Annotated in this window: 14 protein-coding genes; 1 reads left to right on the top strand and 13 read right to left on the bottom strand. The window is 68.2% G+C overall.

Going from position 1 to position 17,040, the window contains the following annotated elements:
* Nucleotides 1–72: 72 nt before the first annotated feature.
* From ACZ39I_RS13590 to ACZ39I_RS13580, 3 genes are all read right to left on the bottom strand, one after another.
* Nucleotides 73–483, bottom strand: a complete 411-nt coding sequence (locus ACZ39I_RS13590) for a DUF6113 family protein (protein WP_467244649.1) — start codon at nucleotides 481–483, stop codon at nucleotides 73–75.
* Entirely contained in the window at nucleotides 480–1,397 is a 918-nt protein-coding gene (mshB, locus tag ACZ39I_RS13585) for an N-acetyl-1-D-myo-inositol-2-amino-2-deoxy-alpha-D-glucopyranoside deacetylase (protein ID WP_467244648.1), read from the bottom strand. Before mshB ends, ACZ39I_RS13590 begins: the two co-directional genes overlap by 4 nt.
* A gap of 72 nt (nucleotides 1,398–1,469) precedes the next feature.
* A complete protein-coding gene (locus tag ACZ39I_RS13580; RefSeq protein ID WP_389993777.1) occupies nucleotides 1,470–1,664 on the bottom strand; it encodes a hypothetical protein in 195 nt (64 codons plus the stop codon).
* A 177-nt stretch (nucleotides 1,665–1,841) separates the two neighbouring features.
* Between ACZ39I_RS13580 and ACZ39I_RS13575 the strand changes: the two genes are divergently transcribed.
* Entirely contained in the window at nucleotides 1,842–3,962 is a 2,121-nt protein-coding gene (locus ACZ39I_RS13575) for a S9 family peptidase (RefSeq protein WP_467244647.1), read from the top strand.
* A 130-nt stretch (nucleotides 3,963–4,092) separates the two neighbouring features.
* On the opposite strand, the gene ACZ39I_RS13570 is transcribed toward ACZ39I_RS13575, so the two are convergent.
* The 10 genes from ACZ39I_RS13570 to ACZ39I_RS13525 form a co-directional block, all read right to left on the bottom strand.
* Nucleotides 4,093–5,130 carry an ABC transporter ATP-binding protein gene (locus ACZ39I_RS13570; RefSeq protein WP_467244646.1) on the bottom strand — a complete coding sequence of 346 codons (1,038 nt, stop codon included), beginning with the start codon at nucleotides 5,128–5,130 and terminating at the stop codon, nucleotides 4,093–4,095.
* Nucleotides 5,123–6,097, bottom strand: coding sequence for an ABC transporter ATP-binding protein (locus tag ACZ39I_RS13565; RefSeq protein WP_467244645.1), 975 nt, complete (start codon nucleotides 6,095–6,097; stop codon nucleotides 5,123–5,125). Before ACZ39I_RS13565 ends, ACZ39I_RS13570 begins: the two co-directional genes overlap by 8 nt.
* 577 nt (nucleotides 6,098–6,674) lie before the next feature.
* Nucleotides 6,675–7,643, bottom strand: a complete 969-nt coding sequence (locus tag ACZ39I_RS13560; RefSeq protein WP_467244644.1) for an ABC transporter permease — start codon at nucleotides 7,641–7,643, stop codon at nucleotides 6,675–6,677.
* Nucleotides 7,636–8,559: an ABC transporter permease gene (locus tag ACZ39I_RS13555; RefSeq protein ID WP_467244643.1), complete on the bottom strand. Its 924-nt coding sequence runs from the start codon at nucleotides 8,557–8,559 to the stop codon at nucleotides 7,636–7,638. The genes ACZ39I_RS13560 and ACZ39I_RS13555 overlap by 8 nt, the downstream gene beginning before the upstream one ends.
* A gap of 7 nt (nucleotides 8,560–8,566) precedes the next feature.
* Nucleotides 8,567–10,210 carry a peptide ABC transporter substrate-binding protein gene (locus ACZ39I_RS13550; protein ID WP_467244642.1) on the bottom strand — a complete coding sequence of 548 codons (1,644 nt, stop codon included), beginning with the start codon at nucleotides 10,208–10,210 and terminating at the stop codon, nucleotides 8,567–8,569.
* A gap of 407 nt (nucleotides 10,211–10,617) precedes the next feature.
* Nucleotides 10,618–11,754, bottom strand: coding sequence for an ABC transporter ATP-binding protein (locus ACZ39I_RS13545; protein WP_467244641.1), 1,137 nt, complete (start codon nucleotides 11,752–11,754; stop codon nucleotides 10,618–10,620).
* A 13-nt stretch (nucleotides 11,755–11,767) separates the two neighbouring features.
* Nucleotides 11,768–12,829, bottom strand: coding sequence for an ABC transporter ATP-binding protein (locus ACZ39I_RS13540; protein WP_467244640.1), 1,062 nt, complete (start codon nucleotides 12,827–12,829; stop codon nucleotides 11,768–11,770).
* Between the two features lie 15 nt (nucleotides 12,830–12,844).
* Nucleotides 12,845–13,822 (bottom strand): ABC transporter permease, encoded by a 978-nt coding sequence (locus ACZ39I_RS13535; protein WP_352390348.1) that lies wholly within the window; start codon nucleotides 13,820–13,822, stop codon nucleotides 12,845–12,847.
* 98 nt (nucleotides 13,823–13,920) lie between these two features.
* The gene (locus ACZ39I_RS13530) at nucleotides 13,921–15,726 is read right to left on the bottom strand and encodes an ABC transporter substrate-binding protein (protein ID WP_467244639.1); all 1,806 of its coding nucleotides are present in this window, start codon (nucleotides 15,724–15,726) and stop codon (nucleotides 13,921–13,923) included.
* 100 nt (nucleotides 15,727–15,826) lie between these two features.
* Nucleotides 15,827–16,846, bottom strand: a complete 1,020-nt coding sequence (locus ACZ39I_RS13525; RefSeq protein WP_467244638.1) for an ABC transporter permease — start codon at nucleotides 16,844–16,846, stop codon at nucleotides 15,827–15,829.
* Nucleotides 16,847–17,040 lie beyond the last annotated feature (194 nt).

Below are 17,040 nucleotides of genomic sequence, written 5' to 3'. Positions count from 1 at the left end.
TGGCCTGTATCCCACGACCGCTGGTGAAACCCACACGGGACTCGCACGCGCGCGATGTGGAGAAGTGGTACGTCACTTGCCAAGTCGGACGGCATCGCCGCCCGGTTGCCGCCCCTGTCCAAGGGTGGCGCAGATCACAGCAACAGCCATGCCGCCGAGCAGGAAGAGATAGGAGCCGCTTCCCGCCGCGAAGACGAAGTCGCCTTCCGGACGGCTGGTGGTGAGAAAGACGACGGCGACCATCCAGCCGCCCGCCGGTGCGACGGCTCCGGCACGGCTGCCGGTGGCGCGGGCCCCGCCGAGCAGCAGTCCGGCCTCGCCGAGCAGCGCGAGCAGCAGTCCGCCCGGGAACCAGCCCCCCTGCACCAGCGCCCCGGCGAGCCCCACCACCGCCCCGAGCACGAAGAGGCCGAGGTAGGCGGCGGCCCGTCCGGCGGAAGGGCGCTGCAGGGGCTGGGCCAGCATCGGCGCGCGGTCGCTCATGACGCGTCCTCGATCCCGGAGAACTCGATCCCGGACAACTCGATCCCGGACAACTCGATCCCGGACAACTCGATCCCGGAGAACAGATCGGTCTCCTTCGTGGTCCCGCGTTCCCCTCTCACCAATTCGTAGTACTCGGTGGTGAAGAGGGGTTGCACGAGTTCGTTGGAGAGCGCGAAGTAGGCTCCCGACACGTCGATCTGGGTCGCGTGCGCGGCCATCGCGGCGCTCTTGGCGGTGGCGTACGCCGTGCCGTCGATCTCCGTGGTGACGCGCTCGTCGTCCACCACGCCCGGTACGTCGTCGAGGACGGCGGCCTTGGCGAAGGGGAGGCCCGGCAGGTCGGCGTGGAGCTGCGCGAAGGCATGCTCGCCGACCGTGCGGGGTACCCGGTTCCAGTAGACCTTCGGGATCCGCCACCCGGCGCCGGCGGCGAGCTCGACGGCGCGCATGGCGACGCGGTGGGCCTGGATGTGGTCGGGGTGGCCGTACCCGCCGTGGTCGTCGTAGGTGACGAGGACCTGGGGGCGCACCTCCAGGATCACCTCGACGAGATGACGGGCCGCCTCGTCGACGTCGGCCCGCCAGAAGCAGGCCGGGTCGTCGTTGTCCGGGAGGCCCATCATTCCGGAGTCCCGGTAGCGCCCGGCGCCGCCGAGCAGGCGGGAGTCCTCGACGCCGAGTGCGCGCAGGGCCTCGGCGAGCTCGCCCCGCCGGTGCTCGGCCAGGGCGGCGCCGGTCAGGTGCCGCAGCCCGGGCGGGATGACCTCGCCGAGTTCGCCGAGGGTGCAGGTGACCAGGGTCACCCGGGCGCCCTCGGCCGCGTACCTGGCCATGGTCGCGCCGTTGTTGATCGACTCGTCGTCCGGGTGCGCGTGCACCAGGAGCAGACGCCGAGCGGGCTGTTCCGTCATGGCCCCAGCCTACGAGGAGCCACCGACAGTCCCGCGCGGCCGGGTCGTCGCCGTCGGGTCGTGGCGGTCGGGTCAGAACTTGATGCTGCCGATCATGCCCGCGATGTTGGTCGTCACCTCACTGATCGTCGGTGCGATCGAAGAGGCGGCGAGATAGAAGCCGAGCAGGATGCACACCACGGCGTGCCCGCCCTTCAGTCCCGACTTCTTGACCAACAAGAAGACGATGATCGCCAGCAGCACCACCGCCGAAATCGAGAGTGCCACGGCGGTTCACCTCCAAAGATCCCAAGAGCGCGGGGGGTCGGACCAGGGGGGCAGATAAATCCATACGTCAGCCAGCAGGTTCATACCCACTATGCGGTAGTGATCATAACTATCCGGGCCTGCGCATCCGTCGGCGCACGGCCGCACAAGGGGGCGCATGGCCAATATGGTCGGGGCATGACGACCGAGGCTGACTCCTTTCCCCGCCGGCACGCCCGTACCCAGCGCTTCACGCTCGGCGCGCCGCGCGCGTTCTCCGTGGCGCCCGACGGGTCGCGTGTCGTGTTCCTGCGCTCGGGCTCCGGCACGAACCGGGCCAATTCGCTGTGGGTGCTCGACACGGCGGACGGCGGGGAGCGCGTGGCGGCCGACCCGCGCGCCCTCCTCGGCGGCGCCGAGGAGCGCCTCCCGCCCCAGGAGCGGGCGCGCCGCGAACGCAGCCGCGAGGGCGGTACCGGCATCGTCGGCTACGCCACCGACGCGGCCGTCGAGTTGGCCTCTTTCGCGTTGTCAGGGCGGCTTTTCACGGCGGAACTGCGGGTCGGCACGGCACGTGAACTGGCCGTCGCCGGGCCGGTGATCGACCCCCGTCCGGCCCCCGACGGACGGCACATCGCGTACGTCGCCCAGGGCTCCCTGCGGGTCGTGGGCGCCGAGGGCGAGGACGACCGGGCGCTTGCCGCTCCGGAGTCGGACCACGTCACCTACGGTCTCGCGGAGTTCATCGCGGCCGAGGAGATGGGCCGCACGCGGGGCTTCTGGTGGTCGCCGCAGTCGGACCGGCTGCTGGTCGCGCGCGTGGACGACACGCCGGTGCGGCGCTGGTGGATCTCCGACCCGGCCCACCCGGAGCGTGACCCACAGCACGTCCCGTACCCGGCCGCGGGCACCGCCAACGCGGACGTACGACTGTTCGTGATCGATCTGGACGGGACGCGCACGGAGGTCTCCTGGGACCGGAAGCGCTATCCGTATCTGGCCCATGTGCACTGGTCAGCGGCGGGTGCTCCACTGCTGCTCGTACAGGCGCGCGACCAGCGCAGCCAGCTGTATCTGGCGGTGCACCCGGAGTCCGGCGCGACCCGGATGGTGCACGCGGACGAAGATCCAACTTGGCTGGATCTTTTCCCCGGGGTTCCCTGCTGGAGCCCTTCGGGACAGCTCGTGCGGATCGCGGACGAGGGCGGCGCGCGGGTACTGGCGGTCGGTGAACGCCCTTTGACCGGACCGCAGTTGCATGTCCGCGCGGTGCTGGACGTCACCGCGCACGACGTGCTGGTCTCCGCGTCGGCCGGCCCGGAGGCCGAGTCTCCTCAGACCGGCCAGGTGCACGTCTACCGGGTGAACGAGCTCGGAATGGAGCGCCTGTCACAGGAACCCGGCGTGCACTCGGCGGTGCGCGCCGGGGGCGTGACCGTGTTGGTGTCGGCGACCCTCGACCGGCCGGGCACCCGCGCGCGGGTCCTGCGGGACGGCAAGGAGACGGCGACCGTCACGTCGTACGCGGAAGACCCCGGTTTGACCCCGCGCGTGACGCTGATCGAAGGGGGCGCACGGAGGATTCCGTGCGCCGTGCTTATGCCGCAGGACTACGCCGGTGACAGCCCCCTTCCGGTTTTGCTGGACCCGTACGGGGGTCCGCACGGGCAGCGGGTGGTCGCCGCGCACAACGCCCACCTGACCTCGCAGTGGTTCGCCGACCAGGGCTTCGCGGTGGTCGTGGCGGACGGCAGGGGCACCCCGGGCCGCTCCCCCGCCTGGGAGAAGGCAATCCGCGACGACCTCGCGGAGGTGGTCCTCCAGGACCAGGCCGACGCGCTCCAGGCGCTCGCCGCGGACTTCCCGCTGGACCTCTCCCGGGTCGGGATCCGCGGCTGGTCCTTCGGCGGCTATCTCGCGGCCCTCGCGGTGCTGCGCCGCCCGGACGTCTTCCACGCGGCCGTGGTCGGCGCCCCGGTCACCGACCTCCGCCTGTACGACACCCACTACCAGGAGCGCTACCTCGGCCACCCGGACGAGCAGCCGGAGGTCTACCGCCGCAACTCGCTGGTCGACGACGAGGGCCTGGTCGACGCGGCCGAGCCGCACCGCCCGATGATGATCATCCACGGCCTCGCGGACGACAACGTGGTGGTCGCCCACTCCCTGCGCCTGTCCTCGGCCCTGCTGGCCGCGGGCCGCCCGCACGAGGTGCTGCCGCTGTCCGGCGTGACCCACATGACCCCGCAGGAGACGGTCGCGGAGAACCTGCTGCGGCTTCAGCTGGACTTCCTGAAGCGGTCGTTGGGGATGGCGTAGGAGCGCAGGAACAGCAGCGGGCCGGGACGACATGGCGCGTCCCGACCCGCTTACGGCACCCGCACGGCCGTACGTCGTAGAGCCTGACGCGTCCGTATATCGGAACCGGGTCGGCCAAGTTGCCGCCGTGTTACTCCGGTGCCTCGGCCGGGACGACCTGCTTCTCCTCCGCGAAGTGGCACGCCGAGTCGTGTGCCGCCGGCCCGCCCGCGAACCGGAACTCCGCGGGCACCGCCAGCAGCGGGACCTCCAGCGCGCAGCGCTCCCGGGCCTTCCAGCAGCGGGTGCGGAAACGGCACCCGGACGGGATGTTCGTCGGGGACGGGACGTCGCCGGTGAGGATGATCCGCTCGCGGTGTTCGCGGGCCTCCGGGTCGGGCACCGGCACGGCGGACAGCAGCGCCTGGGTGTAGGGGTGCGTCGGATGGTCGTAGATCTCCTCGTCCCGGCCGATCTCCACGATCCGCCCGAGGTACATCACCCCGACCCGGTCCGAGATGTGCCGGACGATCGACAGGTCGTGCGCGATGAAGAGGTACGACAGCTCGAACTCGCTCTGGAGCCGGTCGAGGAGGTTGATCACCTGGGCCTGGACGGAGACGTCGAGGGCGGAGACCGGTTCGTCGGCGACGATGACCTCCGGGCGCAGGGCCAGCCCCCTCGCGATGCCGATGCGCTGGCGCTGGCCGCCGGAGAACTGGTGCGGATAGCGGTTGATGTACTCGGGGTTGAGGCCGACGACGTCCAGCAGGTCCTGGACCTTTCTGCGCCGGTCGCCCTTGGGGGCCACCTCGGGGTGGATGTCGTACGGCTCCCCGATGATGTCGCCGACCGTCATACGGGGGTTGAGCGAGGTGTACGGGTCCTGGAAGACCATCTGGATGTTGCGGCGGACCGCCTTGAGCGCCTTGCCGGAGAGCTTGGTGATGTCCTCGCCCTTGTACTTGATCAACCCTTGCGTCGGGCGCTCGAGATTGACGAGCATCTTGGCGACGGTCGACTTGCCGCAGCCGGACTCCCCGACGATGCCGAGGGTCTCTCCCTTGTGCAGCGTGAAGTCCACACCGTCCACGGCCTTGACGGCACCGACCTGTTTCTTGAACAGAATGCCCCGGGTCAACGGGTAGTGCTTGACCAGTCCACCCACTTCCAGGATCGGCTCAACCATTGAGGCACTCCGTCCAGAAGTGACAGGCGCTCGTGCGTCTGTCGTCAACGTCGTACAGAGGCGGTACGTCGGTGCGGCACACGTCCCGTGCCATCGGGCAGCGGGGATTGAACGCGCAACCCGACGGGATGTTCATCAAGTTGGGCGGCAGTCCCTTGATCGCGTACAGCTCCTGGCCCTTCTGGTCGAGACGAGGGATGGAATCGAGCAGTCCGCGCGTGTAGGGGTGGGCCGGTGCCTTGTAGATGTCGTGGACGGGAGCCTGTTCGACGATCCGTCCGGCGTACATGACGGCGATCCGGTCGGCCACGTCCGCGACGACACCGAGGTCGTGGGTGATGAGGATGAGCCCCATGTGGTACTCGCGCTGGAGTTCGGCGAGCAGGTCCATCACCTGGGCCTGGACGGTGACGTCGAGCGCGGTGGTGGGTTCGTCGGCGATGATCAGCGCGGGTTCCAGGGCCAGTGCCATCGCGATCATGATGCGTTGGCGCATGCCGCCGGAGAACTGGTGCGGGTAGTCCTTCACGCGTTCCCTGGCGGCCGGGATGCGCACCCGGTCCATCAGCTCGACGGCCTTGGCCCGCGCGTCCTTCTTCGACATCCCCCGGTGCACGACGAACATCTCGCCGAGCTGGTCGCCCACGGAGAGCACGGGGTTGAGGGAGGACAGCGCGTCCTGGAAGATCATCGCCATCTCGGCGCCACGGACCTTGCGCCGCTCGTCCTCCTTCAGCTTCAGCAGGTCCTGTCCCCGGAAGACGATCTCGCCCCCGGTGATCTTGCCGGGAGGCATGTCGAGGATCCCCATGATCGCCTGCGCGGTCACCGACTTCCCCGACCCGGACTCCCCTAGCACCGCGAGCGTCTCCCCCGCGTCCACCCCGTAGTCGACCCCGTTGACCGCCTTGGCCACCCCGTCCCTGGTCCTGAACTCCACGTGCAGATCACGCACTTCGAGCAGCACGACGACTCACCTCGGCTTCGGGTCGGGGCGTCGCGAGGGGCGCCGGGGGGGGTGGGGGAACGGGGAGGAACAGCGAGGTGGTGCGAGGGCGGGGCAGGACGGGCGGCGTGATGGGGGCAGCAGGGGCGGGGGCGTGATGCGCGTGGCATGGCGGGCGACAAGACCTCCGATGACCACCCCGGACACACCGCACATCGACCACGAGACGCCCGCCCGCTCGCCGTCCGCCCGCACGAGACCCCGCGCCGCCAACGCAGCACCGGCGTGAGCCCGGCCTCCTCGCGCGCCGCGCCGGAGCACCACAACCGCTCGCCTCGCGGACAGCACCGCCGGGCCGGACGAGCCCACGCGTGCGCAAGGCGGACAAGGCGCCCCCTGCCGACAGAACGCGACCGCAGTGGACCCCGCGCCCCCGGAGCACGCCCGCCGGACGCGCCGCGACCGCAAGGCCCCCGCCCCCGCCACCCGCCCGCCTCGCGGACAGCACCGCTGAGCCGGACAGCCCCTCGCCGGTATGACGCCCCTCCGTGAAGGCCGGCTCTGCCGTGCTCGTCCCTGCGGTCGCCGTCACCTCCCCTCACCTCAGTTTCGGGTCGAGGGCGTCGCGGACCGCGTCGCCGAGCATGATGAAGGCGAGGACCGTGATCGCGAGGGCTCCGGCGGGCCACAGGAGCATGTGGGGGGCGTTGCGGATGTAGGCGGAGGCCGCGGAGATGTCGATGCCCCAGCTGACGGTGGGGGGCTTCAGGCCCACGCCGAGGTACGACAGGGTCGCCTCCAGCGAGATGTACGTGCCCAGCGCGATGGTCGCCACCACGATCACCGGAGCGACCGCGTTCGGGGTGATGTGGCGCAGCAGCAGGCGGGAGTTGGAGGCGCCCAGCGCCCTGGCCGCCTGCACGTAGTCGTTCTGTTTGGCGGTGATGACCGAGCCGCGCGCGATACGGGAGATCTGCGGCCAGCCCAGCAGCACCATGAACCCGATGACCGGCCACACCGTGCTGCTCGTGACGACCGACAGGAGCACCAGGCCGCCGAGGATCACCGGGATCGCGAAGAAGATGTCGGTGGTGCGGGACAGAATCGAGTCCGAGAAGCCTCCGAAGAACCCGGCGAGGCCGCCGAGAACCGACCCGAGGATCGCGACCCCCAGCGTGGCGCAGACGCCGACCGTCACCGACGTACGGGCGCCGTACACCGTGCGCGTGTAGACGTCGCAGCCCTGGCCGTCGTAGCCGAAGGGATGCCCCGGCTGCGAGCCTTCCTGGGCCTTCGACAGGTCGCACTTCAGCGGGTTCTGGGAGGCGATCAGCGACGGCCACAGGGAGATGACGACCAGGAAGAGGATCACCAGGGCGGAGATGATGAAGACGGGGTTGCGGCGCAGGTCGCGCCAGGCGTCGGACCACAGGGAGCGGGGTCTGTCCTGAGGGCCGGTGCCGTCGGGGCCCTTCTCCAGGGTGGTCGCCTCGCTCACCGCGAGGTCCATCGCACCGCCCGCTCCGGTCCCGGCGATGGCTCCCTCTTGTTCCTGGGGTTCAGGCATAGCGGATCCTGGGGTCGAGGACGGCGTACAGGAGGTCGACGAGCAGGTTGGCCACCAGGAACACCAGGACGAGGACGGTGACGAAGCCGACCACGGTCTGGGTGTTCTGGCGCAGGATGCCCTGGTAGAGCTGGTAGCCGACGCCGTGGATGTTGAAGATGCGCTCGGTGACGATCGCACCGCCCATCAGGGCGCCGATGTCGGTGCCGATGAAGGTGACGACGGGGATGAGCGAGTTGCGCAGCAGATGCCTGACGATGACCCGCCGTCTGGGCAGGCCCTTCGCCACCGCCGTACGGACGTAGTCGGAGCGCCTGTTCTCCGCGATGGACGTGCGGGTCAGCCGGGTCACGTACGCCAGTGACACGGACGCGAGGACCAGGCCCGGCACGAGCAGCTCGCCGAATGTGGCGTCCGTGGACACCGAGGGTTTGATCCAGCCCCACTCGACGCCGAGGAGCAGCTGGAGCAGCAGACCGGTGACGAAGGTGGGGACGGAGATCACGACGAGGGTGAGCAGAAGGACCGAGGTGTCGACGGGACGGCCGCGCTTGAGTCCGGTGATCACGCCCAGGGTGATGCCGATGACGATCTCGATGAGGATTGCGACGATCGTCAGCCGGATGGTCACGGGGAACGCCGTCGCCATCAGCTCGGTGACCTTCTGGCCGTTGAAGGCGGTGCCGAAGTCGCCGGTGAAGACGTGCCCCATGTAGGTCAGGTACTGCTGCCAGACCGGCTTGTCGAGGCCGAACTCCTTCTTGAGCTGGGCGGTCGTCGCCGCGTCGCACTGCTTGTCGCCGCACAGGCCCGCGATGGGGTCGCCCATCACGTTCACCATGAGGAAGATCAGCAGGGTAGACCCGATGAACACCGGGACCATCTGGAGCAGCCGCCGGAGGACGTACCGTCCCATGGCGGGGTCAGCCGGCCTTGATCTCGTTGTAGACGGGGACGCTGAACGGGTTGAGCTTCACGTTCGAGAGCCGCTCCGAGTAGCCGGCGCTGCCGTTCTGGTACCAGAGCGGGATGGCGGCCATGTTGTCCCGTACGACCTTCTCGGCCTGCTGGAACTTCTCGATGGCCGTGCCGGTGTCGGTCTCGGCGTTGGCCTCGTTGACGAGCTTGTCGAAGTCCTTGTTGGACCACTTGCCGTCGTTGGAGGAGGCGTTGGTGTAGTAGAGCGGCTGGAGGAAGTTCTGGATGAGCGGGTAGTCCATCTGCCAGCCCGCCCGGAAGGGGCCGCTCATCTTCTTCGCGGTGATCTGGCTGCGGAAGTCGGCGAAGGTGCCGACGGGGTTGCCGACGCAGGCCTTGTCGTTGTCGAGCGCGTTGTTGATGGAGTTGCAGACGGCGTCGATCCACTGCTTGTGGGAGCCGGTGTCCGCGTTGTACGTGATCTTGATCTGGCCGCCGGGGAGTCCGCCGCCCTCCTTGACGAGCTTCTTGGCCGCGGCGGGGTCGTAGTCGCAGGCGTCTCCGCACAGTCCGTCCTGGAAGCCGCCCTCCTTGCCGAGGACCGGGGAGGTCCAGTCGGTGGCGGGGGTACGGGTCTTCTGGAAGATCGTCTCGGTGATCTGCTCGCGGTCGATCGCCCGGGACAGGCCCGTGCGGACCTTCTCCATCCCGGCCTTGTTCCACTTCTTGTCGTAGAACGGGAAGGCGAGGGTCTGGATGATGCCGGCCGGGGTGTTGATGTAGCGGCCGCCGAGGTCGTTCTTGACGTTCTTGAGCTGGGCGGCCGGGACGTCGTCGACGAGGTCGAGGTTGCCTGCCATGAGGTCGGTGTAGGCGGTGTTGTTGTCGGTGTAGACCTTGAGGGTCACCCCGCCGTTCTGGGCCTTGTCGGGGCCGGGGTAGCCGTCCCACTTCTTCAGGGCCATCTGCGAGCCCTTGGTGTACGACTCGATGGTGTACGGCCCGTTGCCGACCGGCTTCTTCAGCCAGGCCGCGTGGTCGCTGAAGAAGGCCTGCGGGAGCGGGGCGTAGGCCGGGTAGCCGAGGGTGTCGGGGAAGGTCGAGAACTTCTGGTTGAGCTTGACGGTGAAGGTCCTCGTGCCGGTCACCTTCAGCCCGGAGAGGGTGTCGGCGGACTGCTTGCTGCCGTCGTCGGGGTGCGTCTTGTCGTAGCCGTCGATGTAGCCGAAGAAGTACGCGTTCTTCTGGTTGTTCTTGAGCGAGGCCCCGTAGTTCCAGGCGTCCACGAAGGACTGGGCGGTGACCTTCTCGCCGTTGCTGAAGGTCCAGCCGTCCTTGACGGTGATCGTGAAGTTCTGCGAGTCGCTCGTGTCGATCTTCTCGGCGAGCATGTCCTCGGCCTTGCCGGTCTCCGGGTTGTACTTCTTCAGGCTGCGGAAGATCATGTCGAGGACCTTGCCGCCCTGCACCTCGTTGGTGTTGGCCGGCTCCAGCGGGTTCTGCGGGTCGCCCCAGGAGGAGCTCAGCACGGCGCCGCCGTCGGCGCTGCCACCGCTGTCACTACCGCTGTCCCCACCACCGCAGGCCGTCACCGCGAGAGCTACCGCGACCGCGCAAGCGGCCCATGTGGCGTGCGTGGCTCCACGCATGGAGTGCCTCCTCAAGACTGATCCGTTACCGGCCAATATCGGATCAACGGAGACACTTCGCACGCCTGGGTAGGCCTTTGGGGGCGTGGGTGGGGTACGGGTGCGGGGAGGCCGGGGCCGGGAGGCGAGGGCCGGGAGTCGAGGGCCGGGGGCCGGGAGGCCGGGGCCGGGAGGCCGGGGCCGGGGGCCGGGGGCCAGAGCCCGGAGGCCGGGAGTTCGGAGGCCGGGAGTTCGGAGGCCGGGAGTTCGGAGGCCGGGAGTTCGGAGGCCGGGAGTTCGGAGGCCGGGAGTTCGGAGGCCGGGAGTTCGGAACCCCGGAGCCCGGGGGCCCCGGGCGTACGACGACCGGGGGCGGAGGTAGTTTGCCTCTGCCCCCGGGCGTGGGGTGTACGGGTGTGCGGGAGTCGTCAGTCCTTGACCGGTGCCTCCTGGGACGCCGCATCCTCCAGGGCCTTCAGCGCCGGGTCCAGGACGACGTCCTCGTCGCGGGCCTCCGTGGTCGGGTCCTCCGGGAAGTGGCAGGCCGTCAGGTGACCGCCCCGGTTCCCGGAGATCTGGACCAGCGGCGGCTCCTCGCTCGCGCACTTGTCCTGCGCCTTCCAGCACCGAGTGCGGAAACGGCAGCCGGACGGCGGGTGGATCGGCGAGGGCACGTCACCGTACAGCCGGATCCGCTCCCGGCCCTCGCCGTCGCCGTCGATGTCGACCTCGGGGACGGCGGAGAGCAGGGCATGGGTGTACGGGTGCCGCGGCCGGTTGTAGATCGAGTCCCGGTCGCCGACCTCGACGATCTTGCCGAGGTACATCACCGCGACGCGCTGCGAGAAGTGCCGTACGACGGCCAGGTCGTGGGCGATGAACAGGAAGGCGATGCCGAGCTCGTCCTGGACCTTCTTGAGCAGGTTGACCACCTGCGCCTGGATGGACACGTCCAGCGCCGAGACCGGCTCGTCGGCCACGATCAGCTTGGGGTTCAGGGCGAGCGCGCGGGCCACGCCGATGCGCTGGCGCTGACCGCCGGAGAACTCGTGCGGGAAGCGGTTGTAGTGCTCCGGGTTCAGGCCGACGAGCTCGAGGAGCTCCCGGACCTTCTTCTCCCGGCCGCCCTCGGGATCGATCCCGTTGACCTCCATCGGCGACTTGATGATCGTGCCGACGGTCTGGCGCGGGTTGAGCGAGGAGTACGGGTCCTGGAAGATCATCTGGATCTCGGACCGCACCGGCGCCAGCTGCCTGCGCGAGGCGTGGGTGATGTCATTGCCCGAGTAGGTGATCTTGCCGGCCGTGGGCTCCAGGAGCCGCGTGATGAGCCGGCCCGTCGTCGACTTGCCGCAGCCGGACTCGCCGACCAGGCCGACGCTTTCGGCGACACCGACCGAGAGGTCGATGCCGTCCACGGCCTGCACAGCGCCGACTTTCCGTCTGATCGGGAAGCCGCCGTAGATCGGGAAGTGCTTGGTCAGCCCTTCGACCTTCAGCAGGGTCTCGGGCACGGTGGTGTCGGCTGAGCCCTGCTGTGCGGGGAGGGTGAGGTTGTCGCTCATGTCTCGGTTCTCCCTAGCGCAGCCGGGGCTGGATCTTGTCGATGAAGATGGTCTGCTTCTGCTCCGCCGTCAGGTGGCACGCGGAGGCACGGCCCTCACCCAGCGGCGGCCGGGAGTCGGTGCACAGCGTGCCGGGCACCTGGTCCTTGAAGGTGCACCGCGGGTGGAAGGGGCAGCCCGAGGGCGGGTTGAGCAGGGAGGGCGGGGAGCCGGGGATCGGCACCAGTTCCTCGTTGACGTCGCTGTCGAGACGCGGCATCGAGCTGAGCAGACCCCAGGTGTAGGGGTGGCGGGGCGCGCGCATGACCTCGCGCACGCTGCCGCGCTCCACGGCCCGGCCGGCGTACATCACCAGGAGGTCGTCGGCCATGTTGGAGATGACGCCCAGATCGTGGGTGATGAAGATGATCGCGGAGCCGAACTCCTGCTGGAGATCCTTGAGCAGGTCCAGGATCTGGGCCTGCACGGTGACGTCCAGCGCGGTGGTCGGCTCGTCGGCGATCAGCAGCTCGGGGTCGCACATCAGCGCCATGGCGATCATCGCGCGCTGGCGCATACCGCCGGAGAACTGGTGCGGGTAGTCGTCGAAGCGCGTCTTGGGCTGCGGGATACCGACCTTCTCCAGCATCTGGATCGCCCGGTCCTTCGCCTCCTTCTTGGAGGCGCCGCGGTGCTTCATGAACGGCTCGGACAGCTGGCGGCCCACCGTGTAGAACGGCGACAGCGCGGTCAGCGGGTCCTGGAAGATCATCGCCATCTTGTTGCCGCGGAGCTGCTCCAGCTCGCGCTCGGTGGCGGTGACGAGTTCCTTGCCGTCCAGGACGATCTCGCCGTCGACGGTGGAGGTGCGCGGGTTGTGCAGGCCCAGGATCGTGAGGTTGGTGACGGACTTGCCGGAGCCGGACTCGCCGACGATGCCCAGGGTCTTGCCGCGCTCGACGTCGAAGGACAGGCCGTCGACGGCCTTGACGATGCCGTCCTCGGTGGAGAACTGCACCTTCAGATCGCGCACTGAGAGGAACTTGTCCGAGCCGGAAGGGGCCGGAGCGTCCTCGGTCTTGGTCAGTGTGGTCACGGGGGTTCGTTCTTCCTAGGAGAGGCGGACGCGCGGGTCGATGAGGGCGTACGCGATGTCCGTGAGGATGTTGATGATCAGGATGAAGAAGGCACCGAACAGCATGACGCCCATGGTCAGCGGGAGGTCCTTGGTCTGCGCGCCCTGGACGGCGAGACGGCCCACGCCCTGGAGGGAGAAGGTGATCTCGGTGACGACGGCACCGCCGAGCATGGAGCTGATGTCGATGCCGAGGACGGTGACGATCGGGATGAGCGAGCCGCGCCAGGCGTAGCGGAAGAAGACGTACGGCTTCGACATGCCCTTGGCCCGGGCGGTGCGCACGTGCTCCTCGGCGAGCTGCTCGATCATCGAGGAGCGCGCCATACGGGTGTACTGGGCGGTGAAGATGGTGGCCATCACCAGGACCGGCAGCAGCATGCCGACGAACCAGCCCCACGGGTCCTCGGTGATCGGGATGTACCTGGGGCTCTCCATCAGACCGGTGCTGTAGACGAGGACCCACAGGACGATGGGGCCGAGGAAGTAGATCTGGAACGAGCTGAGCACCATGGACGCGCCGGTGGCGACCTTGTCGATCATCGATCCCCGCCGGTAGGCGGCGACCATGCCGGCGCCCACACCCACGACCAGGAAGACGACGGCACCGCCCGCGGTGAGGGTCAGGGTCGTCGGGAAGCGGTCCATGATCGTGGACCAGACCATGTCCCCCTGGTTGAAGGAGACACCGAGGCAAGGGGCGCTGCAGTGGCCCTGGGGGAAGTCACGGCCGGTCACGATGCCGGACATGAAGTCCCAGAACTGCTGGGCGATGGGCAGGTTGAGGCCGAGCGCCTCGCGGATGTCCGACAGTCTCTGGGGAGAGCAGTCCTTGCCACAGGCCAGGGAGGCGTAGTCGGAGGGCGCGGCGACGAACAGGAAGAACGTGGCGGCGCCGATGAGGAAGAGGGTGACAAGGGCACCGACCGTGCGCCGGAGGATGAACTGAAACATGGCGGGAGGGCTGCTCTCTGCGGAGACGGTGGAAGGTTTCACGGAGGTGCGGGGGCGCGCTCCGCCTGGTGCGCGCCCCCGCGATCAGCCGTAGAGAGTTACGACTTCAGGTACAGACGGGTCATGTCGATGAGGCTGGACACGCTGCTGTAGCGGGCGCCACCGACGTTGGAACCGCTGAGCTGGAAGCTCTTCGTGTACCACAGCGGAGCACCGGGGAGGATCTTCTCCAGCAGGTAGTGCTGCGCTTCCTTCCAGGTCGCGGCGGCCTCGGTGGGCTGCTGGGTCAGCGCCTTCTGGATGAGGGCGTCGACCTTGGGGTCCTTGACGTGCGAGTAGTTCGGCGAACCGTCGGAGACGAGCGAACCGTCGTAGACCGGCGTGATGACCGTGGCGGCGGACGGCCAGTCCTGGCCCCAGCCCGTGATGTAGATGTCGTACGGGTTGTCGAGCTTGCCGATCTGCTCGTAGTAGCTCGCGGAGTCGACTTCCTTGGAGACGACCTTGAAGCCCGCCGAGGTCAGCGCGTCCTCGATGGCGACCTTGCGCTTCTGGCCGGGCTCGTTGTTGTTGTAGGCGTAGACCAGGGTCTTCTCGGAGTCCGGGACGCCCTTGAGGATCTCCTTGGCCTTGGCGATGTTGCCCTGCGGCGTCTTCAGACGGCCGTACGGGTCGTACTTCGCCTCGTAGCCGGGCAGGGTCGGGGCGAAGTAGTTCGGGGCCACGTCGCCGCCGTACACGCCACCCTCACCGGCGATGAGGGACTTGGAGTTGACCGCGTAGGTGACGGCCTGGCGGACCTTGAGGTCCTTGACCCGGTCGAGGTTGAAGGTCAGGGACATCACGTAGGGCTGGTAGCCCTTGATGGTGCGCTTGTTGACCGCCGGGTTGCCGATGACGTCCTGGATCTGGGTGGACTCGACGCCGCCGGTGAACTGGATGGCGTTCTTGTCGCCACCCTGGTCGGAGATCAGACGCTTGGTCTGGGTCGACTCGGTGATGCCGAACTGGAAGTCGAAGCTGTTGACGTACTGGTGACGCACGGAGTCGGTCTTCGGGTCCCAGTTCGCGTTCTTCGCGAGCACCAGGGACTTGCCGGCCTTGTACGACGCGATCTTGTACGGACCCGTGGCGACCGGGGCCGTGTCGTACTTCTCCTTCGTGTCGGTCTTCTCCGGCACGACCGCGTAGCCGGCCATGGCCAGCGTCTGCGGCAGGTCGGGACGCGCCTGGTCGAAGTGGAAGACGACGGTCTTGTCGTCCGGCGTGTCGAGGACCGAGGCAGGCAGGTGCTTGCCGTCGAAACCGCCGCCCGGCAGCAGCTTGCGGTAGTCGGCGGCGTACTTCTTGCCGGCCAGCCACTGCTGCAGGTAGGGCGGGCCGTCGAAGATGAACTTCGCGTACTGGCGCTCGACGGTGTGGCGGATGTCCTTGGACGTGATCGCGCTGCCGTTGGCGTCCTTGACACCGCTCTTCAGCGTGAACGTCCAGGTCTTGCCGCCGTCGGAGGACTTGCCCGAGTCGGTGGCGAGGTCACCCACGATCGTGACGTTGCCCTTGTCGTCCTCTTTGAACTGCGTCAGACGACGGAAGAGCAGGTTGGCGACCTGGCCGGCGTCGGAGACGTAGATCTGGCCCGGGTCAAGGTGCGTGAGGCCCGACTCCTGGTAGACCTGGATGGTGCCGCCGCTCTTGGCGCCGGCGACGTCCGGGGCGGGACCGGTGGAGGCGGCGGCGTCGGCGTAGGTGACCGCCTTCGACTGGGTGGCCGCTTCCTTCTGGTCCTTCTTGGAGTCGGCGCCGGAGTTCGAGCCCTTGTTCTCGGAGCAGCCGGTGAGCGCGAGTGAGCCGGCCGCTATGGCGACCACGATGCCACGCGCTCTGCGCGAGGTGAACGACTTCATGTGGCGAATGCACCTACCTGTCGGTTGTTATCCATGAGTACTGCCTGACGCGGCTGGTAGGCCGACGCGGGGGCGGCAGTCACCCCCCACCAATGGACGGTTACCGCCCGGACTTGGGGTCGAAGGCGTCCCGGACCGAGTCTCCGAGGAGGTTGAAGGCCAGGACGAAGATCACCAGCGCGATGCCCGGGAAGAAGATGAACGCCGGGTCCTGCTGGGTGTAGTTGGCACCCGCGGCGAACAACCGGCCCCAGTCGGGGGTCGGCTCGACGAAACCGACACCCGCAAAGGACAGGAACGCGATGGTGAGGATGGTGCTGGGCAGCTGGTACGTGAACTGGACCAGGATCGGCGTCACCACGTTCGGCAGGATCTCCTTGCGGACGATCCGCCAGGGCGAGGCACCGGAGACCATGGCGGCCTCGACGAACTCCCGGTCGCGCAGCGACAGTACGACGGACCGCACGATGCGGGCCATGCCCATCCAGCCGAGCACCCAGAGCACGATCAGGATCGCCAGCGCCCGGAAGTAGGTGGGCGTCTCCTCACGCGGGTCCACGAAGAACGAGGTGACCACGGGCATGAAGGCGATGAAGAACAGCTGCTGCGGGAACGCGAGGAAGAAGTCCGTGACCCGGCCCAGCCAGTAGTCCACCCTGCCGCCGAAGTAGCCGCCGAGCAGACCGATGATCACGCCCGTGACCATCAGCAGGACCGTCACGCCGAGCGCCATGAACAGCGAGGTCCGCATGCCGTACATCAGCATGGCGAACAGGTCACGGCCGAACTGCGGCTCCACACCGAACCAGTGGTCCCCGGAAATGCCGCCGAAGTAGCCGAGCGGGAGCCCGAACTCGTCCAGGATCGGCTTGTCCTGATAGGCCGGATCCTGGCCGTACAGCGAGTACGGGTTGGTCCCGCTGATCTTGGTCAGCAGCGGCGCCGCGAGGGCCACGACGAAGTAGAAAATCACTACCCAGGCACTGATGACCCCGGTACGGTCGCGCTTGAAGCGCTGCCACATCAACTGGCCGGGAGAACGACCCTCGAGCTTCTGCTCGGCCTTGACAGGCTCGGCGTTCGACTCGAGCTCGGGGTCCAAGGCGACTGGACTGGTCATGTGTGTACTTCCCCCGGGGGGTTGGAGAGTTGAGCGCAGCACAGATACCGGCAGGTTCTGTGGTTTGGGGGAACTTTCGCCAAAGTGTTCAACGCGCGTCAAGGGCGGAAGACATAGGGATCTCCCTACCGGCAATATTTTGAGGAAAAATTGCAAAGATTGACACCTGGTCGCGCTTGACACGTGAGCCGACA

Source organism: Streptomyces sp. NPDC024687 (genome assembly GCF_055559055.1).
This window is presented reverse-complemented; position numbering and strand designations above follow the sequence as displayed.